The 24,626-nt window shown below is 35.5% G+C and carries 20 protein-coding genes; 6 read left to right on the plus strand and 14 right to left on the minus strand.

The features are described 5' to 3' along the window. Window positions 1–168 precede the first annotated feature (168 nt). Complete coding sequence (locus KBP46_RS07385) at window positions 169–2,907, minus strand: fibronectin type III domain-containing protein (protein WP_216445028.1); 2,739 nt, start codon at window positions 2,905–2,907, stop codon at window positions 169–171. A 295-nt stretch (window positions 2,908–3,202) separates the two neighbouring features. On the opposite strand from KBP46_RS07385, the gene rplS reads away from it, so the two are divergent. Further along, window positions 3,203–3,559, plus strand: coding sequence for a 50S ribosomal protein L19 (gene rplS, locus KBP46_RS07390; protein ID WP_002980648.1), 357 nt, complete (start codon window positions 3,203–3,205; stop codon window positions 3,557–3,559). 70 nt (window positions 3,560–3,629) lie between these two features. Here rplS and KBP46_RS07395 read toward each other — a convergent pair whose 3' ends face one another. After that, on the minus strand, window positions 3,630–4,097 hold the full coding sequence (locus KBP46_RS07395) for an SRPBCC domain-containing protein (RefSeq protein ID WP_216445029.1): 468 nt from the start codon (window positions 4,095–4,097) through the stop codon (window positions 3,630–3,632). 117 nt (window positions 4,098–4,214) lie between these two features. Continuing rightward, a complete protein-coding gene (locus KBP46_RS07400; protein WP_216445030.1) occupies window positions 4,215–4,997 on the minus strand; it encodes a helix-turn-helix domain-containing protein in 783 nt (260 codons plus the stop codon). Between the two features lie 75 nt (window positions 4,998–5,072). Here KBP46_RS07400 and KBP46_RS07405 point away from each other — a divergent pair, with 75 nt between their 5' ends. Beyond that, window positions 5,073–6,215, plus strand: coding sequence for a multidrug effflux MFS transporter (locus tag KBP46_RS07405; protein WP_216445031.1), 1,143 nt, complete (start codon window positions 5,073–5,075; stop codon window positions 6,213–6,215). 145 nt (window positions 6,216–6,360) lie between these two features. Here KBP46_RS07405 and KBP46_RS07410 read toward each other — a convergent pair whose 3' ends face one another. The 4 genes from KBP46_RS07410 to rpsA all read right to left on the minus strand — a co-directional run bounded on the left by KBP46_RS07410 (window position 6,361) and on the right by rpsA (window position 13,362). Next, the gene (locus tag KBP46_RS07410) at window positions 6,361–7,353 is read right to left on the minus strand and encodes an alpha/beta fold hydrolase (RefSeq protein ID WP_216445032.1); all 993 of its coding nucleotides are present in this window, start codon (window positions 7,351–7,353) and stop codon (window positions 6,361–6,363) included. Window positions 7,354–7,443: 90 nt separating this feature from the next. Continuing rightward, window positions 7,444–8,421, minus strand: a complete 978-nt coding sequence (locus KBP46_RS07415; RefSeq protein ID WP_062671065.1) for a DMT family transporter — start codon at window positions 8,419–8,421, stop codon at window positions 7,444–7,446. A 126-nt stretch (window positions 8,422–8,547) separates the two neighbouring features. Further along, a complete protein-coding gene (locus tag KBP46_RS07420) occupies window positions 8,548–11,178 on the minus strand; it encodes a T9SS-dependent M36 family metallopeptidase (protein WP_253297234.1) in 2,631 nt (876 codons plus the stop codon). A gap of 393 nt (window positions 11,179–11,571) precedes the next feature. Continuing rightward, window positions 11,572–13,362, minus strand: a complete 1,791-nt coding sequence (rpsA, locus tag KBP46_RS07425) for a 30S ribosomal protein S1 (RefSeq protein ID WP_034695342.1) — start codon at window positions 13,360–13,362, stop codon at window positions 11,572–11,574. A gap of 495 nt (window positions 13,363–13,857) precedes the next feature. Here rpsA and KBP46_RS07430 point away from each other — a divergent pair, with 495 nt between their 5' ends. Continuing rightward, on the plus strand, window positions 13,858–15,165 hold the full coding sequence (locus KBP46_RS07430; protein ID WP_216445034.1) for a DEAD/DEAH box helicase: 1,308 nt from the start codon (window positions 13,858–13,860) through the stop codon (window positions 15,163–15,165). Window positions 15,166–15,243: 78 nt separating this feature from the next. On the opposite strand, the gene KBP46_RS07435 is transcribed toward KBP46_RS07430, so the two are convergent. Beyond that, entirely contained in the window at window positions 15,244–16,137 is an 894-nt protein-coding gene (locus tag KBP46_RS07435) for an SMP-30/gluconolactonase/LRE family protein (RefSeq protein ID WP_123278049.1), read from the minus strand. A 252-nt stretch (window positions 16,138–16,389) separates the two neighbouring features. Between KBP46_RS07435 and ccoG the strand changes: the two genes are divergently transcribed. Beyond that, window positions 16,390–17,832, plus strand: a complete 1,443-nt coding sequence (gene ccoG / locus KBP46_RS07440; protein WP_062671073.1) for a cytochrome c oxidase accessory protein CcoG — start codon at window positions 16,390–16,392, stop codon at window positions 17,830–17,832. Between the two features lie 173 nt (window positions 17,833–18,005). Here ccoG and KBP46_RS07445 read toward each other — a convergent pair whose 3' ends face one another. Next, window positions 18,006–18,887, minus strand: a complete 882-nt coding sequence (locus tag KBP46_RS07445; RefSeq protein WP_062671075.1) for a helix-turn-helix transcriptional regulator — start codon at window positions 18,885–18,887, stop codon at window positions 18,006–18,008. A gap of 203 nt (window positions 18,888–19,090) precedes the next feature. Between KBP46_RS07445 and KBP46_RS07450 the strand changes: the two genes are divergently transcribed. Beyond that, the gene (locus KBP46_RS07450; protein ID WP_062671077.1) at window positions 19,091–19,435 is read left to right on the plus strand and encodes a MerR family transcriptional regulator; all 345 of its coding nucleotides are present in this window, start codon (window positions 19,091–19,093) and stop codon (window positions 19,433–19,435) included. 243 nt (window positions 19,436–19,678) lie between these two features. Here KBP46_RS07450 and KBP46_RS07455 read toward each other — a convergent pair whose 3' ends face one another. Further along, window positions 19,679–19,981 (minus strand): hypothetical protein, encoded by a 303-nt coding sequence (locus KBP46_RS07455; protein WP_216445035.1) that lies wholly within the window; start codon window positions 19,979–19,981, stop codon window positions 19,679–19,681. Between the two features lie 728 nt (window positions 19,982–20,709). Between KBP46_RS07455 and KBP46_RS07460 the strand changes: the two genes are divergently transcribed. Beyond that, window positions 20,710–21,039, plus strand: a complete 330-nt coding sequence (locus KBP46_RS07460; protein WP_062671096.1) for a helix-turn-helix domain-containing protein — start codon at window positions 20,710–20,712, stop codon at window positions 21,037–21,039. Between the two features lie 37 nt (window positions 21,040–21,076). On the opposite strand, the gene KBP46_RS07465 is transcribed toward KBP46_RS07460, so the two are convergent. The 4 genes from KBP46_RS07465 to KBP46_RS24115 all read right to left on the minus strand — a co-directional run bounded on the left by KBP46_RS07465 (window position 21,077) and on the right by KBP46_RS24115 (window position 24,582). After that, window positions 21,077–21,706 carry a hypothetical protein gene (locus tag KBP46_RS07465; protein WP_216445036.1) on the minus strand — a complete coding sequence of 210 codons (630 nt, stop codon included), beginning with the start codon at window positions 21,704–21,706 and terminating at the stop codon, window positions 21,077–21,079. After that, a complete protein-coding gene (locus KBP46_RS07470; RefSeq protein WP_216445037.1) occupies window positions 21,666–22,658 on the minus strand; it encodes an RHS repeat-associated core domain-containing protein in 993 nt (330 codons plus the stop codon). Before KBP46_RS07470 ends, KBP46_RS07465 begins: the two co-directional genes overlap by 41 nt. A gap of 104 nt (window positions 22,659–22,762) precedes the next feature. Then, the gene (locus KBP46_RS07475) at window positions 22,763–23,308 is read right to left on the minus strand and encodes a hypothetical protein (protein WP_216445038.1); all 546 of its coding nucleotides are present in this window, start codon (window positions 23,306–23,308) and stop codon (window positions 22,763–22,765) included. 14 nt (window positions 23,309–23,322) lie between these two features. Continuing rightward, complete coding sequence (locus KBP46_RS24115; protein ID WP_216445039.1) at window positions 23,323–24,582, minus strand: RHS repeat-associated core domain-containing protein; 1,260 nt, start codon at window positions 24,580–24,582, stop codon at window positions 23,323–23,325. Between the last annotated feature and the right edge of the window lie 44 nt (window positions 24,583–24,626).

The raw sequence follows: 24,626 nt of genomic DNA on the forward strand, positions 1-24,626 counted from the left end.
ACAACTATATATCAAAGGCGGTTTCATTTTTTTGGAACCGTTTTTTGTTTAACCGCAAACGGGCACAGATTTTCACAGATAATTATGGAAAATTATACTTTTTTACATCCATAAAAAAGAGGCTATCATTGTTGACAGCCTCTTCATAATAATTGTGTTGTGTTTATCTTACTGAATAATCAGTTTTAAAGTAAATAGTTTTCTTCCGTGTACTTTTACATAGTAAACGCCTGCCGGAAGATTTTCATTCACCAAAGAGAAACGTTGGTTATTGATATTTTTCGATACATACAGTAATTCTCCCGAAGCTGAAACCAGTTCTATTTTTTCAATCGGATAATCACTTTTAATAAAAGTAGGCTGTCCCGGTTTGGTTGGATTAGGATACAACACTACATTTTTCTCTGTACTTCTTGTTTCTTCCGTTCCTAAAGTAGGTGAAGCCACCTGGAATTGTACTCTGTTCGAAACTTCTGTGTAGGAATCATTGGTAAACATCACCATGTAGTAATTTCCCGGTGTTGCAGGTACTGCTGTTCCCTGAATAGTTTTTGTTCCCTGAGTTATTCCGTCAAAATAGGTATAAGAAACAAAATTATCATCCGGTGTCTGAACACTCTGAGGATATATTCCCAACCAGTCTTTGATGATTCCCGGAGAATCCGTCCATGAAGCCGTAATATTTTCACCCAAGGTATAAACAGGTTTGTTGATCCAAAGATCAGTAACGATATCTCCTACTTTGAAGAACACCTTCTCCCCGATTCCGTTATATCCGTCTTCCAATAAATACTGAGCATAATAATACCCTTTTGGAAGTCCTGTGAAATTAAGAGTTCCTGAAGCCGTTGTTACATAGCTCCATTTGATAGAAGCTGTAGTTCCCGGAGTTTGTCCCATTTTGTAAATTCCGATCCAGTCTTTCTGTAAGTTGGGTCCGTTTGTAAAATTAATAGTAACGGTTCCTCCCACAGGATACGTATCAGCAGTAGTCTGCAGCTGTACTTTCGGTCCTACATAGAAATTTTTTCTTGGAGTGATTTCTGTATATCCTCCATTTGCAAAGAATCCTGCAAAATACTGACCTTTAGTAGCCAGACCATTATTGAAAGTTACTGTTCCTGCAGTCTGCCCGTTCGTATAAATATAACCTTGTGAAGTGGTAGAAGCAGGAGTCTGTCCTTTTTTATAGATTCCTACCCAATCCTGCTGATTTCCCGGACCACCTGTAAACGTAGCCGTAATTGCTTCATTTTGCGCATATTCTGTTTTGTTTAAAGTAAATATAGGATTAGACACTACACTTCCTGTAATTTCGAACTGCTTCACATCACTCCAGTCGCTCCACTCAAGGTTTCTGTCTCTGTAACGTGTTTTTACATAATAGATTCCGTTGGGAATAGAATTCGCTGCCAATGTCGCTTTGGTGATGTCTATTCCATCATTTAGGTTTTTCGTTTTATCAGGAGTTCCGTTTCCGTCTTTTCCGAACCAGTTTTCAAAATCGCGGTAGAATTCCTTTTCAATCACAGAGAAGTTCGAGGCTTTACTGATCTGGAACTGTGTTGTATTTAAAAGCTCTCCGTTAGAAGATGAAAATGCACTTCCATTTAATGTCAAAGGTAAAGTAATGGGTCCTGAGAACGTATTGGTAATGGATGGTTTTGCAGGTTTAGGTTGATTTTTATATCTGTGGAAAGAATCTACCAACACATTGTTTTTCTTATTGTAAATTCCACCGATTGAATAACATTCGACATCTACTTTTCCGGTTGGGACATCTACTTCCACGATCTGATAGGTCCAGTCTGTCAAAGTTTTCTGGACATCGTCAAAATCCTGTTCATTAGACATTCCCCAATACTGATCCCATGCAGTTCCTCCTGAAATAATCTGGTAATTCGGTGTGTTTTTAAGCTGACCTCTGTGGTATAAATGATGGTGGGCTCCTACGTGCATTAAATATTTATCAGAAGTTACCAGAAGCGGTACTGCATTTTCTCTTACCCATGTAGAAATATCTCCCACATACTGCTCAGCCTGATAAGGTCTGTGACTTAAAGAAATAATCCAGTCTACCGTAGAATCATTGTTGGCTGCCGTTAAAATCTGCTGAAGCCACGTTTGCTGTGCTGATCCTGTATGTTCAGAACTTAAGCTCACAAATAATACATTTCCTGCCTGCTGGGCATAATAATTTTCATTTCCTGAGCTTATACCTTTATAACTGATTTCATCAATATAAAAATGAGCATAGTAGGAATTCATTCCCATCGTTCCGTAAGTTTCATGATTTCCTACCGTTGTCTGAATAGGCAGATAAGGTGATAATTTGATATTCTTTTTAAAGTGAACATTTTCATAATGGTCCAATGTACCTACGTCTACCTGGTCACCTACCATAAAAGTAAGCGCAATATTATCTGACGGATCTGAAGCAGCTCCGAATTTTTCCTTTAATTTTTTATAGGCATTCAAAGTAAGCGTATCATATCTCGGTTCTGCTTTGATCTGGTTGTCCCCCATAATAAGGAAGCGGATCTTTCCATTGGCAGTTACAGCCTGTCCCGGTAAAGGAAGTGTTCTAAAATTGTAAACAGCAGACTCACTGGTTCCTGTTTTGATCTTATAATAATATTTGGTATTCGGCTGAAGGTTCGTAATCTTTGCCGTGTGATAATAGTAATTGTTGTTGTATCCCGTATCTGAGAAGATGTTGGTAGTTCCCGTTACGGTAACATTCAGATTCGCTGGAGAATCTCCGTAGATCACTGTTGTTTCATTATTGGAAGCTGTTTTCCAATTGACGATCATAGAATTCGGAGTCGGGTTTTGTAAATAAGGGAACAAAGCCTGCCCGAAAGCCATCTGGACCGCGAAACAAAAAAAGAAGAAATAATGTTTCATAATCGTTTTCGTTTTAAAATAACATATAGAATTTCGAATTGTAAATCAACTATTTAAAAATCCTTGCTAAGATTTTTTACTTCGGGCAAAAGTAGAGTTCCCATATAAACTCTGTCTGATGGTATTTTAAAGAAACCGTTAATTTTTCAGCGAAACCGGAATGAAAAAATTATAGTTTTTAGCACATTAAATATTTGGTGTATTCAAAAACTATTTTGTACATTTGCAACCTGTTATTCAACCTCTGACGAAGAACGTGTAAGTTGCTTAGCTTTAACATTTTATTTTATTAATAATGGATTTATTAAAGTACGTACAAGACAAGTACATTGCGAAAAAAGAATTCCCTGAATTCAAAGCAGGTGATACAATTACTGTGTATTACGAAATTAAAGAAGGACAAAAGACCAGAACTCAGTTCTTCAAAGGAACAGTTATCCAATTAAGAGGTACTGGTTCTACAAAAACTTTCACTATCAGAAAAATGAGTGGTGATGTAGGTGTAGAAAGAGTATTCCCTATTAACATGCCTGCACTTCAAAAAATCGAAGTTGATAGAAGAGGTAGAGTTAGAAGAGCTAGAATTTACTACTTCAGAGACCTTAGAGGTAAAAAAGCAAGAATCAAAGACGCTGCTTACAAGAAGAAATAATTCAGACAACAATACATACAAAAAGAGGCTGTTTACGTGTAAACAGTCTCTTTTTTTGTTTCAATATTTTTTACTTTTTATAGGGAACTCCTTCTCCGGTTTCCAGAAATTTTTTCAGACTGCCTATAAATTGCAGCCAGCCATTGGAGCAGATCTCATAGCATTCAACAGCCGGGTTCAGACCGATATGAGTAAGTTTTATCTGGCACCCCCCTTTCTTTTCCTCTATTTCCCATACAATTGTTGTTCCGATCCATTCTGTTTGGTTCTTTAAATCGGGAAGAGCAATTAATGAGTCTTCAACAGACCATACAACTTTTACATTGGCGGTTAATTCTTTCACACGCATTGTTTTGTGAATCTGATCTCCAAATCTTATGGTGAAAAGATTTCCCTCCTCCGAAGATGAACCTTCAAACAATTCAGTCCACCAAAGAGGAATTTCATGAGTCAAAGCATGGTACATTTTATCTACAGTAGTGTTGATCTCAACTATATGCATGTAATTCTCAACGTTACTGGTACTCATTGTTTTCATAAAATATGTATTAGGTAATACAATTTTATGAAATTTACTATGAATCAGGCTTTTCATAAGACAAGAAATATACATTGAAATTCTTGAGTAGAGTAATTTTAATCAGTTGCAAAAAGACTATTCATTCTTCATAAGATATTGCAAAGGTGTTGAACCTGTGTGTTTTTTGAAAAACTCAATAAAAGCACTGTCTGATGAAAAGTCAAGGATATGCGACACCTCTCCTATTGAATTACCTTCTACCAAAAGTTCAATAGACCGCTGTAACCTCCATTGCTGTCTCCAATCCTGATAAGACAGTCCGGTTTCTTTTTTAAAAATACGGCTGATCGTTTTCCCCACTGCTCCGGTTTTTTCTGCAAGATTTTTCAACATTGGAGGTATAGACTGACGTAGCGTCCACTCTTCAACGATTCTCTTAAAACGTCTGTCCTGCGGCATTTTAAGTTCCAGTTTTTCTTCCTGAGCCCTTTGCATTTCATCCCAGAATACGTTTAAAAGATTGGTTTGGTCACTTTTAAGAGCTGACCACTCCCAAAAGCAAATCCTTTCTATGATTTCCTTTAACAAGGTGTTGACATGAAGAACTTTCAGATCTGATTTTATATACTTTTGGGAATAATCTTCATCAAAATAGATGGATCTGTAGGCTACAATGTTTCTGAAATTCACCCGATGAACTTCATGGGCAGGAATCCAAAGCATTCTGAACGGAGGAAGAACCAACTGTCTGTCAGAAGTAGTCACTGTCATACAGCCTGATGGCGCATACAACAACTGAGACTTTGTTTTATGAAAGTGAAAACCGGAATCATGCAATACCATATCAGAAGCTATTCCAATTACATTTTCGTGAAGGGTATCTGCATTAAAACTTTCATTTTGCTTCAGTATAGCCATGTCCTATTTTTGATACTTTTTGTTTTTACATCATTATAAATATACATGGATTTTTTGGAAACTTTGCAGAAAAAAATGAAAAAGACAAATCCTATCTGGCTGCTGACTCTACTTGTGATGCTTCCTCAGTTTGTAGAAACCATCTACAGTCCAGTTTTACCAATGGTACAGGAGAAATTTGGAGTGAATGAAGAATCAGTTACCTTAACGATCAGTTTATATTTTATAGCATTTGCGCTGGGGGTAGCATTCTGGGGCATTCAATGCGACAGGATCGGAAGAAAAAAATCAATGGAATATGGTCTCATTACCTATGGAATCGGAACCCTGGCAGCTGTTTTTGCTTCTGATTTTATAATTCTTCTTACAGCCAGGATTATTTCAGCATTTGGAATTTCAGTGGGTTCCATTGTGACTCAAACCATTTTAAGAGACAGCTATGACAAAGATAATCTGAGTAAAGTATTTTCCTGGATCGGAATCGGCTTATCTGTAAGTCCTGTAGTAGGAATGATTACCGGTTCAGCATTGGCTTCTTCCTTCGGATATCCGAGTGTATTCATCACATTATGTATTCTGGCAATCCTATTCTTCATGCTCTCCCGACAGAAAATTTCGGAAACCCATCATTCGGAAAAGGAAATCAGCATGAATATTTTGATACGTTTGCTCAAGCGGATGCTCTGTGATCAGGACATCATCAGATGCTGTTTATTAATCATGAGTTTCAATGTTTTATTATTTTCATACTATTCGCTGGCTCCTTTTATTTTTAAAGAAAATCATTATTCGTCTTATGTCTTTGGGTACAGCAGTATGATACTGGCAACAGGTACATTTGCAGGAGCAAAAATTAACAGATACCTGTTATTCAAGAATATACAACCTAACTATTTAGTAAAAGCAAGTATATGTATAGCATTTATCGCCTCTATTTTCGTATGGATTCTGACAGGTACAGGTATATACTTTTTAATTCCTTATTTCTTCATTGTGATGGCATTCAGCATGGCTATTCCTAATATCTTGAGTACTGCCCTCATTCATTATAAAAGTGAGACAGGAAGTGCCGGAGCTTTATTGGGATTGATTTATTATATCCTGATAGGTTCAGGACTAATAGCGATTGGTTTTATACAGAACCTGGGAATTGCGTGTGTCTTGTTTTCTGGAATTGGAGTTTGTACTTTATTGCTGTTTGGGAACAAAAAGAATTGATTTTGAAACATTAAGTTAATGAAGTTAATAAGAATAGTTAAGTTTCATCAAAGATGAAAAATTAAGTAAAATGTTTATAAAGCTTATTATTTTTACTCACTTGCAAAAACTTAATGTTTCAAATATTTTATAGTTTACAATGAAATTATTGTATAAAATTATACAGTGCTTCAATAAATTTAGGATAGACTTCGATATGAGGAAGATGCCCTACATTTTCAATTTCGACAAGCTTTGAACCCGCAATTTCACGTTGAGTTTTCTTTCCCAATTCCTGATATTGCCCCATTTTAGGTTGAAGTTCTTTAGGAGCTCTGTCCTTTCCTATTGCGGTTCTGTCTCTTGTTCCAATGATAAGCAAGGTAGGAACTTTGATATTTTTAAACTCATAACATACCGGCTGATTGTAAATCATATCTGTGGTAAGTGCAGCATCCCAAGCTACCTGAGGATAATCTTTATGAAGAGTCCATCCTGCGATTAAGTCAAGCCAGGGTTGATATTCTTCTTTCCATTTGTTGTCGTAATAAAATTTAAGCTGATAATTTTTATACGTTTCGGCTGTATTTTTAAGTTCAGACTGATAAGCCTGATCAATGGTCTGGTAGGCTGCAAAAGTTTTATAATCTTCCAGTCCGATCGGGTTTTCGAGAATCAGTTTCTGTACTTTCTCAGGATGTAGTAATGTAAATCTGGTGGCCACCATTCCTCCCATTGAATGTCCCAATACTATGGTTTTATCAATTTTCAATACATCCAGAATTGCCTTTGTATTTTTTGCCAGTTGCGAAAAAGAAAATTGGTAAGTATGAGGCTTTGAAGATTTTCCAAATCCTATCTGATCAGGAATCACTACCCGGAATCCTTTGGCAGAAAGGTCTTTTGCTGTTCTTTCCCAGTACGCTCCATTAAAGTTTTTGCCGTGGAGAAGCATGACCGTTTTTCCGTTCGGTTTTTGCGGTCTTACATCCATATAAGCCATTTTCAAATCTTCGCCCTGAGACTTGAAATTGAGATAATGTACTTCGTAAGGGTATTGATAATCAGACAGCATTGCATCCAGAGGTTTTACCTGTGAAAACATAAAACCGGAGACTGTCAAAGAAAAAACAGTCATTATATTTCTGAAATGTTTCATGAAACGTTTATTTTAAAGATAAAATTAAAAAAAACCGCTCCAAAAGGAACGGTTTCAACTGTTATTTTTAGTTAAATATTTTTTAGACAATTATGCCATTGAAACTTCTTTTTCTTTTTTTGAAGGTAAATTCATCAAAACAATGGCAAAAAGAATCAGAACAATTCCTACCCACTGGATCAGAAATACTTTCTCTCCCAACAAAACAAAAGCCATGGTAACAGAAACCGGAAGTTCCAGTGATGAAACGATACTTCCAAGTCCCAATCCTGCATTGGGAAACCCAACATTGAATAAGATTGGCGGGATAATAGTTCCAAAAAGAGCCAGTACAAATCCATATGTGAGAAATATTGAATAATTAAATGAATGGATATGTTCTGTATTATCAGTAAAATTCAGGTATAATGATTTTAAACCATCAAAATACATAGGCCCTATCTGGGCAAAGAATAAGAATGCAAAAACTACAACAGAACCACCTGCCAGCATAATAATACTCTTTCTGAAAACCGGAAGATGAGTAGCCAGTGTGTTTGAAGTGAACATCGTCAAAGTATAGGAAGCTGCTGCCATCAGTCCCCAGAAAACCCCATGCCAGTCCAGTTCTATTTCCATATTAATAAGATTCGTTGCCAGAACCGTTCCCAATAATACGATAACCACAGAGACCACTTTCCTTGTATTAGGCAGCTTTTTTGTAATAATACTCTCTACTACCACACTAAACCATACCGACTGCATCAATAATACAATAGCAATGGAAACATTGATATATTGTACGGCAATATAATAAAATAAACTGGTACCTCCCAAAGAAGTTCCTGCAAGCAAGAGCATTCTTACTTCTTTAGAACTTGGCATTGATAATTTCTGCTTTGAGGTTATGGTCTGAATAAAGTTGAGGATCAAAAGTCCTGTCAAACCTAAAACGAATTGGGAAGTAGTAACTTCTGAGGTTGTAAAACCATCATGATAAGCCATTTTCACAAAAGTGGCTAACATACCGTATATACTAGCTCCAATCCCTACAAATAAAACACCTTTTAGTATATTTTTCTTCTTCATAATTTTTTTAACAGCCTGCAAAGGTACGACATATTAATTTAATCATTCTGAAGTGTCATGGTAATAGATAAATAAAATCGCCGCAAGCAAGCTTGTGGCGATTTTGAGATTGTTTATAAAAGTAAATTATTTTTTAACCATTACTTTCGAAGCAGCTTCGAAACCTAGTCCTTTGATTTTAACCATATAAGTTCCGTTAACAAGATTGCTTGTAGAAATTGCTTTCTTAGCATCCGGTGAGATTTTATCTTCTGAAGAAACCAGCTTACCAGACATATCGTAAAGTTCTACACTTACTTTTCCAAGAGTATTGCTTGGGAACTTAATATAGAACTCGTCCTTGGCAGGATTTGGATAGATAGAAACATTATTGTTCTTATCTGCATTTACATCATTAGTAGCCAACAAACATGCCTCCGGAACATTAAAATCCTGAACCTGGTCATTAATATTATTTTTAACTCCCGCTGATGCATTTACCCCTAAACCTCTTCTTGCAAACACACCCCAGATCATACATTTATCCTGTCCCTGAGTAGTTGCCAGCTCAGCTGCTAAAATTGCATTTCTTCCATCAATAAAGCTAGGGTTACAACCCTGAAGTTTAAGAGCATCCGTTACTAACTGTAATACTTTTGTGCTTCCATTAGGCGTTGTGGACAATACGTCTGAAGAATAACCATATTTTTCAACATATTTCCAGTGAAGATCCCATAGCATGGTTGCCCAAACAAAACCAATGGAGTGTACATCCGGAACAACAGCTGATCCGTTATTGTATTCCATTCCGTTGGTATTTCCGTAGGTAAATCCGTTAACAGCAAGATTTGTAGAATATTTCGCAGGTCTGATACCACCGCCTGTTATTGGTTGTCCTATTGCATAAGTCCCTGTACCTCTAGCCACTGTAGCATCGTCTCCAGCTTTATTAGTCAACATTAAAGCAAAGAAATCAGACCATCCTTCTCCCATTTGTTCTTTACTAATTCCTGAGTTCAGACAGTTGTATCCGGTGCCGGTCATTCTGTTGGAAATTCCGTGACCATATTCGTGAGTTACGATTCCGTTATCAAAGCTTCCGTCAGGGGTCATATTTCTTTTTAAGGTAACATTTACTACAGTACTTGCTGCAAGCTGAGTTTTGATATATTCACCTTCTGCATTGGTAATTAATACTGAAGGGATTGTAATTGCCGGATCATCACCCGCCATATTTCCCAAAGTAGAACCATTTACTGCGTTATTGTAAACAATAGCCGCTTTAGCTCCTGCATCCTGAAGGTTTTTCACTTTTATGGCAAAAGCACATGTTCCTCTCTCAACCAATCCTATTTTATCAACCAATGAACTTGCAGGCAGAGCCGTACATCCATCTAACACTGATGAAAGTGCTACATCTCCTGTTACTCCATTTATAGGTAGTGGGTTACCAAACTGTGCAGTTCCGGCTCCCGGTGTACGGGAAACAGCAGCGGTAGGTGCATTATAATAGAAAATTCTTCCAACAGAAGACCATAGGTACATCTGCATTTTACCATTATATCCGTCTGGTGGTGAAGAGAAGTTAGCATTATTTAATCCACTTCCATCCTGAGCCTCTGCATATACAGAATCATCTTCTCCTGTTGCAGCTCCATTTCCAAAATTGTTCTGCTGAAAGTTTCTTCCGGTTTCTGTAAATCCAAATTTGTAGAAAACATCATGAATTCTATTATTCAGATAAAATAAATTCGTAATAGAAGCATTTCTGTTGTTTAATGGAGTTTCATTAATATTAAAAGGAAAATCAAAATTTCTTGTTGCCCCACCTTCTGCCGGAGTTCCTGTAAGATAATCCGGTGCTGTTAAAGCTGTTCCTGCTGCATCTTCATAGGCAAAAACATTATTTCCTCTCGTAATGGTATAATGATTAGTTCCGTCAGAATGCCATCCTTCAGGAGAAGCACTCAGAATCCATGGATTGTTAATGATGGATCTTGAACCAAAAGTGGGTGCTTCAATTGGTAATGGAAATACGTTATATGATGCATTATCAGGTAAAAGCAATGGAATATTATTATTCTGTGCTACACTATTCTGAGGCCCAACTAATGTATTTTGAAAATGATCAGCATGGCTTTCCCCTACTTCTGAACCGTAAGCATCATGATGGAAATTACATGATAGTGTCAGATTGTTTTTCAACAGGATATTTCCATTGTTGGCATCTACTAAAATATTCCAGTAATTGGGAGATTTTGGCTCCATTAAAATATATTCGTAAGCCAAACGCAAGTTTCCATTCTCGTCATTTGTATAAACTAATCTTTGATTAGCAGATGTAGCTCTTTTCTGAGTCTTTTCAAGATATCCGAGAATCGTGAAATTCGCAATATCAGGATTCTTCAGATCCTCGGCAATTTTTTGAAGAGCTGTATTTTTATTAATAGCAGCTGTACCTGAAGTAGATGTAGTATAATCTGTAACAAAATTATCTGTGTAGTAAATAATTTTATTGTCCCTGATCAATGCTGTTCCTACAGAACTGTATACCGGCAAACCATTATAAGTCTGTAAAAATTTAACCACATTACCATTCAATGATTTTGACGGATCTATATTATCAACAATGATATTATTAAGATCAGACTTTTTATATTCCCTTATTTTATTTTGAGAAATATAATCTTTAATCAGTTTTTCATTATCCTGTCCGAACAATATTGCAGGAAATGCAGAAAATACTGCAAATAAAAGAGGTAGAGCTTTGTTTTTCATATCCATTATTAAAGGCGCTAATCTACAAATAATTCACAAAACTTTACGTTTTTTTTAACAAAAATAAATATGTAAATAAATACCTATATAAAACAAAAAAATCAAACTATTTTACATATTCCTCAATTAATAGAATAAAATAATATACTTAGATATTCAAGATTGTTTTTATTCTGTTTCTTTGATTTTTTTAGTTTAAATATTTCACAATACAAATAAATCTTTAATATAAAATTCTCATACAAACAAGACTCAACTATTTTTTATAATGTTATGTCTAATTTTTAAGAAACTCTCCTTTCCAATATCTTACATACAATTCTGCTATCCTATGTATATTCATAAAAAAAGCCGCTCGGATGAGCGGCTTCATATTTATATATGGTTCAAAGATTATTTACCTTCTTCCATTTTTCTTTTCAACTCTGCTAATGCATCGATGTCTCCAAGAGTAGATCTTTCTTCGTTGTTAGAAGAAGAAGTTACGTTTCTAGAAGAAGCTTCTTTTACGTTTTTCTTCTCTTCGTCTCTGAAGATACCTGTGTGAGATACTACTACTCTCTTGAATTCTTTGTTGAATTCGATTACTTTGAACTGAGCATCTTCACCTTTTTTGATTTTAGATCCATCTTCTTTCTCTAATAATCTTGAAGGGCAGAATGCTTCTACTTCAGCATCTTCGAATTGAACAGAAGCTCCTTTATCGTGAACTTCTACAGCTTTACCAGCGTGGATAGTTCCTTCAGCATATTTAGTTTCGAATTTATCCCATGGGTTTTCAGTCAATTGCTTGTGACCTAGAGATAATCTTCTAGCTTGGATATCTAATTCAAGAACTACAACGTCTAATTTATCACCTACTGCGCAGAACTCAGATGGGTGCTTGATTTTCTTAGTCCAAGAAAGATCAGAGATGTAGATTAATCCGTCGATACCTTCTTCTAACTCTACGAATACACCAAAGTTAGTGAAGTTTCTTACAGTTCCTACATGCTGAGATCCTACCGGATACTTAGCTTCGATGTTTTCCCATGGATCTTTAGACAACTGCTTGATACCAAGAGAAATTTTTCTTTCTTCCCTATCTAAAGTTAATACTTCAGCTTCTACTTCATCACCTACTTTTACGAAATCTCCAGCAGATCTTAAGTGAGTAGACCAAGACATTTCAGAAACGTGGATTAATCCTTCAACACCTGGAGCAATTTCTACGAATGCACCATAGTCAGCAAGAACTACTACTTTTCCTTTTACTTTGTCACCTACTTTCAAGTCAGCAGAAAGAGCATCCCAAGGATGAGCTTCTAATTGCTTCATACCTAATTGGATTCTTGTTTTCTCATCATCGAAATCAAGGATTACAACTTTTACAGTCTGTCCGTCCTCTAGGATTTCAGATGGGTGGTTCACTCTAGACCAAGAAAGGTCTGTAATGTGGATCAATCCATCAACACCTCCTAAGTCAATGAATACACCGTAAGAAGTAATGTTCTTAACAGTTCCTTCAAGAACCTGACCTTTTTCAAGCTGAGCGATGATTTCTTTTTTCTGACCTTCGATATCTGCTTCGATCAATGCTTTGTGAGATACTACTACGTTTTTGAACTCAGGGTTGATTTTCACAACTTTGAACTCCATAGTTTTTCCTACGAACTGATCGTAATCTTTAATTGGCTTAACGTCAATTTGAGAACCAGGTAAGAATGCTTCGATTCCGTGAACGTCAACGATCATACCACCTTTAGTTCTAGATTTAACAAAACCGTTAACGATTTCTCCAGTTTCGTGAAGTTCGTTTACTTTATCCCAAGCTTTAAGCGTTCTAGCTTTTCTGTGAGATAATTGTAACTGTCCAGTTTTGTCTTCTCTCTTGTCAACCATTACTTCTACCTCGTCACCTACTTTCAGGCCTTGGTTGTAACGGAATTCGTTTAGAGAGATAACACCTTCAGATTTGAAGTTGATGTCTACGATAGCTTCTTTATCAGTTAATCTTACAACTTTACCAACTAAAACGTCGTTATCGTCAAGGTTGTTTAATGATCCGTTGTAGATTTCTTCTAAATCGCTTTTTTCTTTTCTCGCATCTGCATCAAGACCTGATTCGAATGAATCCCAATCAAATTGTTCTGGTGCTACGTTTTGGTTTAATAAAACCTCTGCTGAATTTGTCTCTTTTGACATTTTCTAATAAAATTTGTATTCCTTCTTTTTTAACGGTTTGAATAAATGCGGATTAAAAAATACGGAAGTAATTAATTGTAAGTAATTTACTCTTCAAACCTTTTTGCCCCAAAAGTGGGTGCAAAGATATGAATTTTATTTAAAATAAGCAATAGATTTCAGTAGACTAATATTTAATATATATATTTAAAAATCAATACTTTGATTAAAAGAATGCTTCAACTGAGCCCAACACGGCATCCTAATATTAACTGCCTTACATTCAGAATGAAGCAGTATCAGCTGTTATGCCGGGCATGAGCTGAAAGTTTACGAACGTAATTCACGAATCACCTGTAATAAGTAGGATAACTCAATGTGCTTCTTCATTTCGCTACCCTTCATTCAGAGTGACAGAAACACAGAAATAAAGAAGAGCAATACTTTCCTACTCTAAAACTCTAAGGCCCTACCACTCTCAAACCCTCAAACTCCAAAATTCATTACCTTTGCAGCATGGAATTAGAATCAATCTATCAAAAACTGCAGATTCAGGATATGAATCAGATGCAGAAATCTACTTATAAAGCTTCTGAAAACAATACAGACATTGTTTTACTTTCTCCTACAGGATCCGGGAAAACGCTTGCCTTTTTATTTCCTGTTCTCAGAAATCTGAAAAAAAACGTTCAGGGAGTTCAGGCATTGATATTAGTTCCGGCAAGAGAACTTGCTTTACAGATTGAGCAGGTTTTTAAATCCATGGGGACAGATTTTAAAGTTTCTGTCTGCTATGGTGGACATGACAAAAAAATTGAGGTTAATAATTTGATTGAAGCTCCGGCTGTATTAATCGGAACTCCTGGAAGAATTGTTTACCATTTAAGAAATAATAATTTTGATCCGAAAACGATTAAAACATTAGTTCTTGATGAATTCGATAAAGCTCTGGAATTGGGGTTCCATGATGATATGGAATTTATTTCCAATTCTTTAAAAGGTCTTTCTCAAAGAATTTTAACATCTGCCACAGCTATGGATGAAATTCCTGCTTTTACAGGCTTAAAAGATGAAAAAATAATCAGTTTCCTTAAAGAAAATGATGTAAAACCGGATCTCCAACTGAGAAAAGTAATGACGATTCCTGAAGAAAAACTGGATACGCTTTTCAATCTGGTTTGTAAAATCGGGAACAAAAGGACTTTGATTTTCTGCAATCACCGTGAGGCTGTAGACCGTATCTCTGAACTTCTCAACCAAATGGGAATCGACAGAGAAACCTTCCACGGTGGTATGGAACAGGATGAAAGAGAACGTGCCTTACTGAAATTCAGAAATGATTCTGCAAGAATTCTTATTACCACAGATCTGGCTGCCCGCGGGCTTGATATTCCTGAAGTAGAATCAATTGTTCATTATCAGCTTCCTCCAAAAGAAGATGCTTTCATTCACAGAAACGGCCGTACAGCAAGAATGAATGCCAAAGGTTTTGTGTACCTGATCATGACGGAAGATGAAAACTTTCCGTTCATTAAAAACAATACTCCTGAAGAAAATATTGCCGGATTTACTAAAGTTCCACAAAAAACACCTTTCCAGACTGTTTATATCAGTGCAGGAAAAAAAGATAAAGTTAATAAAGTGGACATTGTGGGATATCTGCTAAAGAAGGGAGAGCTGCAAAAAGAAGATGTTGGAATTATTGAAGTAAAGGACACCACATCCTATGTTGCCGTTGCCAGAAATAAAGTAAATGCTCTTTTAAGAAAACTTCAGAACGAAAAACTGAAAGGTAAGAAAGTGAAAATGGAGGTTGCATATTAAACCTTCCACTCTGCACTTTATTGTCATTGCGAGGAGCACAGCAACGAAGCAATCCGCCCTCCCCGCAATGACATAATATTATTTAATTCCTCTCACCCTTGTAGGGAAAGTATATACAGATTTCGAGGCAGTAATGAAGAGAATATCATTGTTTTTGCCACCAAAAGTCACATTGGATGTCCATTTCTCAGGAATAGAAATATGATAGATTTTCTTTCCCAAACGGCTAAAAACATGTACACCATCTCCCGTTAAGTAAAGATTTCCGTGTTTATCCAGTTCCATTCCATCTGAGCCCATTTCGCAGAAGAGTTTTTTCTCAGACAATTTTCCTTCTCCCAGTATATCATATACGTAGGTTTTTCCGGCATCAATATCAGAAATATAAAGTTTCTTTAATTTTTCGCTTCCAACAATTCCATTAGGTTGTGTGAAGGTATCCAGTTTCGTTACTTTTCCGGTTCTATCCCTGTAATAAAGGCTTTTATGCTGGATCTCCTGTTTAAAACCAATCCAGTAATCTCTTTCATACAAAGGGTCTGTAAAATACATTCCTCCAAATTCATCATTCCATACATCATTAGGCCCATTCAATCTTTTTCCTTCAAAACCTTTTAACAGGACTTCTACTTTTTTATCTTTGGAAATCTTCCAGATCTCACCCTGATCGTCTGAACAGGTAATCAAATAGCCGTCTTTGTCAAAATGGGTTCCGTTGGCTCTTCCTGTTTTATCTAAAAACTCTATCACTTTATTGCTTTTCCAATCCCAATAATAAATTTTATCATTAGGCTGATCGGTAAAGTAAACATTCCCTTCTTTATCTGCTGATGGTCCTTCTGTGAAACTGAACTTATCGGAAACCATTTCCGGTTGTACTCCTTCATAAAACATTTTACTATAATTTACTGATTGACAGTTTACCAATGCGAAAACCAAACCAATCATACTTATTTTAAAGATATTCTTCATACTTCATTTTTAAAGCTGCAATTTACGATATGACCCAAAAGCATCAAAATATTTTCTCACTTTGACACAATAAAAATCACAGAAGTAAAATGTCTCAATTGTCCTATTTTGGACGTAGATCATATTAGTAATAAAAAGATATAATCCGGAGCTTTGCAGTAACAGAACCGGTCACTTTCTTCAAGAAAAAATATCTTAAAAAATGATGAGTCCGGACGAAAATTGTACCAAAATACTTTATAGCATACAACAATGAGCGCAGAGTCCAACAATATCAAGTCTTTGGAAATTGAAAATGAAGATTTCAGAAATTCCGTAGGAACTATGGATGAAACCGGGAAAAGAAAATGGATTTTCCCCAGAAAACCAAAAGGAAAGTATACCAACTACAGAAATTACACCAGCTATATTCTTCTTGCGATTTTCTTTGGGTTGCCTTTTGTAAAGATCAATAACAATCCTTTTCTTCTCATTAATGTGATCGACAGAAAGTTTTTTATCATTGGACAACCTTTCTACCTGCAGGACTTTTTTATCCTGGCTTTAGGAGCAGTAACCTCCGTGATTTTTGTAATGTTATTTACAGTAGTCTTCGGAAGAATATTCTGTGGCTGGCTTTGTCCACAGACCCTTTTCATGGAAATGGTTTTCCGCAAAATCGAATACTGGATTGAAGGTGACCGAAATAAACAGATGAAGCTTGACAGACAGGAATGGGATGCGGAGAAAATAAGAAAGAGGCTGACTAAATGGTCTGTTTTTCTTCTTATTTCACTGATTATTTCTCACTTTATGTTCATGTATATTGTGGGCTATGAAGAAGTTTTCCGCATTATGAGTGAAGGACCGGAAGGAAACTCACTGAAGTTTCTTGTGATGATCTTCTTTACCCTGACGTTTTATTTTGTATTTGCATGGCTTCGTGAGCAGGTCTGCACACTGGTTTGTCCTTACGGAAGACTGCAAGGTGTATTGATTGACAAGCAAACCATTAATGTATACTATGATTTTAAAAGAGGGGAAGGCCGTGCAAAATGGAGAAATAACGAAGACAGAAAAGCAGCAGGAAAAGGAGATTGTATCGACTGTAACCAATGTGTTGTGGTATGTCCTACAGGAATCGATATCAGAAACGGACAGCAATTGGAATGTGTAAACTGTACAGCCTGTATCGATGCCTGTGATGAAGTCATGGAAAAGGTTGGTTTGCCTAAAGGTCTGGTACGTTACGCAACAGAAGCCGAGATTGAAAACCAGGATAAATTCCGCTTTACCCCAAGAATGAAAGCAACAACTGTTATCCTTGCATTGTTAATCGGATTCCTTGGATTTTTAATGTACGACCGTGGTTCTATGGAAGCAAAATTCATCAAACCGGCAGGTTCTACATTCTTTGTTAAAAACGGTAAAATCACCAATACCTTTATTTATACTCTTCTGAATAAATCTAATGAAAAGAAAACCCTTTTCATCAAAGTGATTACTCCAACAAATGCAGAAATTACTTACTTCGGTTCTGAAAAAATTATATTGAAAGGAGATCAGATCCTGAAAGGAAACATTAACATTTCCTTCCCTGAAGAAGAAATTAAGTTCTCAAAACAGAATATGGTCATTGGCGTGTTCGATGAAAAAGGAAAACTTGTAGATTCGTTTGAAACGACTTTTGAAGGACCATTTAAGTTAGCTCTTTAGATTACAGATGATAGGTTGCAGGTCGTGGTGATTAGAAAAAGTAGTTGATGCTTCCCTAATTCCCCTCCTCTGGAGGGGTGGCAAAAATTCTTTGAATTTTTGACGGGGTGGTTTACAACAATCTCTCCATTAAACTTTAAACTGTTAACCTTAAACCTTAAACTTTGAACTCATTAAGCCTTATATTTCCTCATGAACTGTGTAGGAGTCATTCCGGAGCTTTTCCGGAATACTCTTACAAAGTAGGAATATTCTTCGTATCCCAGTCTAAAGGCAATTTCCACCAAACTCTCGTCGAGATACATGAGCATTCTTTTGGCTTCCAGCACTACTCTTTCGGTGATCACATCAGTCGCTGTTTTTTGAACAACAGTCTGGGCAATCCTGTTCAGATGTTTGGATGAAATACCTAACAAAGAGGCATAATGCGTAATGGACTTGTGTTTTGTGAAGTTTTGTTCAATCAGATTTTCAAAATCCTGATAATGTTTAAAATAAGAAAGTCCGGCAGCAGAATCCATTGTATCAAAATCTTTTGAAAACAATCTTGCAGCATTAATGAAAATCTGAGACATTAGTGATAAAATCAGGCCTTCTTTCATGATTTTTTTAGCCTGATGTTCTTCTCCCAGTTCTTTAAATAAACTCATGTTTTTCTTCAATTCCTGAGCGTTTAATTGTAGTTTTCGCGGGAATGATACGGATCCGAAAAACGGAAAATTTCTGAGTTTCTGATTCACATAATGCATTTCATAAAATTCCTGGGAACAAAAGAAAATGTAACCGTCTATATCTTCCGAAAGCTCCCAGCTGTGAATCTGCCCCGGTGACAAGAAGAAAAGACTTCCTTCAGAGACTTCATATCTTTGAAAATCGATCTCATGCACTCCTGTTCCTTTGGTAAAGAGAACTGCTGCATAGAAATCATGTCTGTGAGGCTTCTCTATATGACGATGTCCCAGCACCAAATGACTCTTCATGGTGTTAAAATAAAAATCTGAAGTATTTTTACCCGCCTGGAAAAGATCTATATGAAGAACGGAGATCGGATTCATTGATAAATATCTTAAGGATTCACAAATTTAGATAAAAAGAACCGGTAATAGCTGCTCTTCTTCTCTGTGATGACCAAATGGCTGTTTTGTGATGATTTTACATCTTTATTTTTCCTTTAAAACAAAGTCTGACCGCACTTTTTACAATATATTTTGGATGAAACTTTAAAAAATTTTTATCTTTGAAGTTTAGGAGTTGTAAAATGAAAATAAATTTACCTGATAAGCTGTATTATTCTATAGGAGAAGTTGCGAAAGCATTCGATGTAAACACTTCATTAATACGTTACTGGGAACAGGAATTCCCTATTATCAAGCCTAAAAAAAACAGAAAAGGAAACCGGTATTTCACTCCTGAAGACATCAAAAATCTTCAGATGATCTACCATCTCGTAAAAGAAAAGGGATATACCCTTGACGGAGCCCGTATCGCTCTGACCACCAACAGTAAAATTTCCGAAACCATCACCCTGATCGACCGCCTGGAGTTTGTAAAAGCTGAACTGATCAAGCTGAAAGAGTCTTTAGGAGAACGGGAAGAGGATTAAATGCTTTGAAAATATAAAACCTCCGCTGCAATTCATTGCAGCGGAGGTTTTTATTCATAGTAACACATGGGAAAACCAATGATTCATTATTGCTTTTTGTCCAAAACTATTCTTCTTTCTTAAAACTCACCACCAGATATTTTCCGTTTGAACAGTATTTCTTACAGCTGTCATCTTTAAAATTTTCAGGCTTTTTGGTGTATTCTTCAATATACCTTGCACTTTCAGCTGTATCAGCCGGAACTATAACAATATGGTTAATGTTTTAATTTGTTTTTCTGTAACAAATTCAAGTTTATTTATTTTACCTGATTGTATATCAGCAACATCGTTTTTAGGATCAGCAAATCTAAATTTTTGCTTTGTACTTCCATCACTTTTTACGACTCTTCCCTTACTTCCATTCCATAAGTTATGCCACCAATTATCCTTTGTAGTTCCAGTGTAGTTTCCATTTTCATCAAAATTAATAAATTTTCTTCCATCTGGGTCTATATACCTTATAGGATTATCACCCGCATAGGTGTAAGGGCTAAATCTTCTCATTTTTTCCGCCAGCGGAGCTCAAAGTCTGGAGACTTTGCGCAGCGGGGGTTTCCGATGGATTCCTGTAGATGTGTTTTTCCTGTTCCGCTACTTCCTAAACTCACTACGTGCAAAGGATGGTTTCTTTTTCTACTGCAAAAAATCAAGAACATTATTAATCTGTTGTCTGTTTCTCCGATTACTCCGCTTTGTCCTATCAGTTCATTTGTACGTTCTAAAAGGTTTTCAGATTCCAAGAGTTCTAAGGATTCTTTTCGCTCCTCTTCTGATAATGGTCTTATTTCCTTTTCCGTATGCTGGTTTTCTAATTGTTCTAACCTGTATTTTTCCAGTTCTTCAATAAGCTCATTGATACACGCTTCTATAACCGAATGTCCGACTTCTAATTTTACCGCCGTTTTTCTTATCAGCTTTTCTACCTGTGTATCATTGTATAAATCCAGATTGTGTCTTACTGCGATAAGGTGAGTTTCGGGATAAGGTTACTCTTAATCGGTCTAAACCTTCTAATCGGATTCCGCCTAATACAGATATGTTCAGGATTTGGTTTTCGTAAGTGAGTTGGTTGGGGTTGTCATTCGTGAACACAGGAAAATTATTTTTATAGAACTTTTCAGTTTTAAAAATAACTAATCCATTTTAAACAACAAAATTTTTTGGAGTTGTTTAATACTTTTTCATTCTTTATTTTTGTTTTATTATTGGTTTAACCGTATTAATTAGAACTTATGAGTTTCGGCAAACGTTTATCGGAGATAAGAAAAAGCAAAGGTCTTTCGCAGGAAGATTTGGCTAATCATTTGGGAACTAAATCGCCTGTGATCGGAAGATATGAGCGTGACGAGATGAAGCCCTCCATTGATACGGCTAATAAACTGGCTTCTTTTCTGGAAGTGTCTTTGGATTATTTAACAGGCAATGCAGATGTACTGCTCGATATGCAGACAATGGAAAGGATTCTGGAAGTGCAGGCTTTACCCGATGATATAAAGGAAAAACTTTTCTACTTCATTGATATGACAATAAGAGATTACAAAGCTAAAAAAGCGTACTCGTAAAATAAAAACCGCCACTCGAACAAGTGGCGGTTTTATTTTAGGGATATTCAAAACCAAATATAATTTTATACAGTTTGCTATCTTTTAAATAAAATTCCATAAAATACGGAGGCATTTCATATTGCTTTATTTTAGGATCATTAGGATTGTCAATCGTATATCTGATAATTTTTTCGTTAGATTTTTTTTCAACTTTATAGTTACTACCTTTTATATTGGTTATTTCCTCTAAAGTCATTCCTAATTTGAGCCCTGATTCTGTATTAAAATTATCGTATTTAGTTTCTGCAACGTCTTTCTCAAGTTTTCGGTCATCTTTTAAATACCCTACCTCGAAGCAACTAAAACTATTCTTCACATCTCCCTCATATTGATAGACAAGTAAATATTCTTTTTTTTCTTTATCTGTAAAAGCAATCACAGGAGAATATCTTAAGTTATCTAATAATCTTACATTTTGAGGATAAAAATTATTTATAGAACCTTCTTCTCTTAATTGTAATTGATTCACTTTAAAATCTGGTTTAAAAAAATTTTCTGTAATAACAGTTTCATTTTCTATCTTTCCTTGTATCTTTTTTTCTGATTGATGACAACTAAAAAACAGAAAAAATAATAACAAAAGACTATTCATTAACATTTGGTATTTTCGTTCCACTTTTTCCATTATTATTTGGATTATTCTGAATATTAATATTTACAGGTACTGGACCTCCTGTTTTTATCATACTTCTTAGAGTATCTCTAAAATTGGTTAGAACAATTTTATCCCCAGACATTCCGATACAACCTAAAGTTCCCTCATTATTTCCATCAGGATGTATTCTTAATAAACTTCTACCTGTACTAAATTGTGGATTAAGATTAAAACTAAATCCGACTCCGTCCCGATTCATTCCTTTGTTATACCATCCATTTGGACTTCTGTCTTGATAACTATCCACAGTATACTCCCCATTTTCTGGTGCGCCATTTCCAAAACCTCCTGCAACACCATCATAAGAACCTAATGTTTTTGTTTTCCCATTTTCAAATGTTACATTTAACTTTACATCCACATCGCCAATTTTAGAGTTTCTCATTTCTCCATCTATCTCAACACTCATTTCTTTTGCTGCAGAATAACTCATTTTTCCATATGTATGATAACTTTCTAATACAAGTCCTTTATGCTTTTTATTGTCCCAGGTTTTAGTGCGTTCATAGTAAGTTCCTCTATATGTTTCACCTTTTTGAAGTACTCCTTTATCTTTATGGTTTTTAGCTGTTACATCATCTCGCCAAGTAATATCTCCATTCGCTGCTTCAACCCAATCCATTCCATCTGGATCTACAAATCTTATTGGATTATTATTAGCGTACATCATTGGATTTAAATCAGGATGTTTTTCAGAAAGTGGATCTGGTACAACCCAACGAGCAATATCAGGTAAGTATTGGCGGGCTCCGAAGTCATAAGCGCCAGTTTCTTGCAGTTCCTTGGAGCTATACTTGTAATTCTTATAAGTTCCCTGCCCAAAATAAGCATTACCGGTTTTCAGATGGTTCATCCCAAATGGATAATAATCATTACTGTCCACGATTTCAAGAGTGCCTGTGCTGTTTTTTGCAAAGCTCACACAGACATTTCCTAGGTGATCTTTGTATTGATAAAATTGTTAAAATACTACCACACGAAAGGATTCGTGCGGCAGCTTGGGTTTTGTTATAATTGTAAAAAGTATTAATGTGTAAACATCGAGCAGTCAGCAGAAGGATTAGAAAATGTAATATCTTCGTATGTATCCGAGAATTTTAATTTTCTATTCATTAAAATTGACTTCATACACCCCGAAATCGGAACTGGTGATAGAAAAGTTATTTCATTTTTTTTGTTTAAAACAATATGCCAATTCTCAAAATCATCAGTAATCATTGTTTTCTTTTGATTGAAATTTTCATATTTGGTTTTTTTAAACATTTTCTCTATGCTTTTACATTCATTATCAGGTAGTATAAGTTTATACCCTTCAAATATGTAAACATTCTTATATTGAATACCTTCCATAAATTCAGGTTTGAAAAAAGCTACATCAATTGAATATTCATTTTTTTCTTTTGTCCGGTCGTGAAAAGTTACTGCTAATATTTCATTCTTATTATCAACCTTTCGTTTTTTAGAAATATATTCTATATATCCTTTAATAATATTATGCAAATCTTGTTTCTTAATAGCACTTTTATTAAATGTAAAAAAGAAAACAAGAGTAACCAAAAGTATTTTTTTCATAGATTTGAATTAATTTATTTTTTCTTTCCTGTATATACTGCTTCATTGTAATTATATTTTACATATCCACCCTTTGACCCATTATTTTTTAGCCATGTATTGTATACATACTTAGATATTGCATTATTGCTTTTTGAACGTCCCTTATCACCTGCATCTTTATATGCTATATCAAATGTTGGATTTCCTTTGTTCCAGTTTCCTTCACTAAATCCAGAAGGATTATATTCAAATCCGGGATGAGAGTGAACAGCTTCAGAATACACACCATCTTTTGTTATATGCATGGTACCAGACCCAACACTCAGATTATGATTCGCTAATACATCAGCAGCACTTGAATGCTTAGTTTCATTGTAATTTGTACTTATTACATTTGTAGAAAATCCGTCAGAAAAATCAAATTTATCCTGTCCAAATTCTACAGAAGTATTGTCTGCTATAAATTCAAAAACTTGTGTAGCTGTATTATAATCATTTATTTGGAAATAACCGAAATCAGGCCCAACTCCTGCAATTGAAACCTTTTCATTCTTTAACTCGCCTATTTGCGAATCTCCTGTAGGATTTGATTCTGTGACATTAGTACGAGCTATTTTTATAGAGGCGGATTCATCTTCATTGGTAACTGTATCATAAGCATTATTATCTTTTGTTCTTTCTATATTACCATTATTGAAAATCTTAATCTTATCTTCATTCTGCATTCCATCTGGATCAACAAATCTAATAGGATTATTGTAAGCGTATGTATAAGGTGACCAACGACGAGAAGTTTCTGCTAATGGATTAATAACACCCCATCTACCCAAGTCAGGCATATACATTCTTGCCCCATAATCATACATTCCCGTTTCCTGCAATTCCTTACCATTGTACTTGTACTTTTTAAAACTATCCTGTCCAAAATAAGCATTACCGGTTTTCAGATGGTTCATCCCAAATGGATAATAATCATTACTGTCCACGATTTCAAGAGCGCCTGTGCTGTTTTTTGCAAAGCTCACTCTTATATTTCCTAAGTGATCCTTGTATTGGTAAATGTACTGATTTTTCTGATAATCATAAAATCCTTCAGAAGTAGGGAAAAACTGTAAATCCGGAGTTTTGGCTGATGGGAGAGAAACGGTAGTATTTTCCAATGAGAAAGCCTGAGGTTCCATTGCTCTTGCTGTCATCAATTCAATTTCCCCACCTCCTCCTGAAGTAACGATATCTCTTTTAAAATACTGAAAACCATCCAGATACTCTGTCTTTTCTATTAGCAGTGTCAATTTTGCTAGCTTCTATACTGTTTTAGGAACCTTATTTATAAACA

Source organism: Chryseobacterium sp. PCH239 (assembly GCF_018924625.1).
Taxonomy (GTDB): domain Bacteria; phylum Bacteroidota; class Bacteroidia; order Flavobacteriales; family Weeksellaceae; genus Chryseobacterium; species Chryseobacterium cucumeris.

What these genes read in the sequence shown, in the direction of transcription:
- KBP46_RS07385 (WP_216445028.1), bottom strand. Translation starts at nt 2,907, where the DNA reads ATGAAACATTATTTCTTCTTTTTTTGTTTCGCGGTCCAGATGGCTTTC.
- rplS (WP_002980648.1), top strand. Translation starts at nt 3,203, where the DNA reads ATGGATTTATTAAAGTACGTACAAGACAAGTACATTGCGAAAAAAGAA.
- KBP46_RS07395 (WP_216445029.1), bottom strand. Translation starts at nt 4,097, where the DNA reads ATGAAAACAATGAGTACCAGTAACGTTGAGAATTACATGCATATAGTT.
- KBP46_RS07400 (WP_216445030.1), bottom strand. Translation starts at nt 4,997, where the DNA reads ATGGCTATACTGAAGCAAAATGAAAGTTTTAATGCAGATACCCTTCAC.
- KBP46_RS07405 (WP_216445031.1), top strand. Translation starts at nt 5,073, where the DNA reads ATGAAAAAGACAAATCCTATCTGGCTGCTGACTCTACTTGTGATGCTT.
- KBP46_RS07410 (WP_216445032.1), bottom strand. Translation starts at nt 7,353, where the DNA reads ATGAAACATTTCAGAAATATAATGACTGTTTTTTCTTTGACAGTCTCC.
- KBP46_RS07415 (WP_062671065.1), bottom strand. Translation starts at nt 8,421, where the DNA reads ATGAAGAAGAAAAATATACTAAAAGGTGTTTTATTTGTAGGGATTGGA.
- KBP46_RS07420 (WP_253297234.1), bottom strand. Translation starts at nt 11,178, where the DNA reads ATGAAAAACAAAGCTCTACCTCTTTTATTTGCAGTATTTTCTGCATTT.
- rpsA (WP_034695342.1), bottom strand. Translation starts at nt 13,362, where the DNA reads ATGTCAAAAGAGACAAATTCAGCAGAGGTTTTATTAAACCAAAACGTA.
- KBP46_RS07430 (WP_216445034.1), top strand. Translation starts at nt 13,858, where the DNA reads ATGGAATTAGAATCAATCTATCAAAAACTGCAGATTCAGGATATGAAT.
- KBP46_RS07435 (WP_123278049.1), bottom strand. Translation starts at nt 16,137, where the DNA reads ATGAAGAATATCTTTAAAATAAGTATGATTGGTTTGGTTTTCGCATTG.
- ccoG (WP_062671073.1), top strand. Translation starts at nt 16,390, where the DNA reads ATGAGCGCAGAGTCCAACAATATCAAGTCTTTGGAAATTGAAAATGAA.
- KBP46_RS07445 (WP_062671075.1), bottom strand. Translation starts at nt 18,887, where the DNA reads ATGAATCCGATCTCCGTTCTTCATATAGATCTTTTCCAGGCGGGTAAA.
- KBP46_RS07450 (WP_062671077.1), top strand. Translation starts at nt 19,091, where the DNA reads ATGAAAATAAATTTACCTGATAAGCTGTATTATTCTATAGGAGAAGTT.
- KBP46_RS07455 (WP_216445035.1), bottom strand. Translation starts at nt 19,981, where the DNA reads ATGAGAAGATTTAGCCCTTACACCTATGCGGGTGATAATCCTATAAGG.
- KBP46_RS07460 (WP_062671096.1), top strand. Translation starts at nt 20,710, where the DNA reads ATGAGTTTCGGCAAACGTTTATCGGAGATAAGAAAAAGCAAAGGTCTT.
- KBP46_RS07465 (WP_216445036.1), bottom strand. Translation starts at nt 21,706, where the DNA reads ATGGAAAAAGTGGAACGAAAATACCAAATGTTAATGAATAGTCTTTTG.
- KBP46_RS07475 (WP_216445038.1), bottom strand. Translation starts at nt 23,308, where the DNA reads ATGAAAAAAATACTTTTGGTTACTCTTGTTTTCTTTTTTACATTTAAT.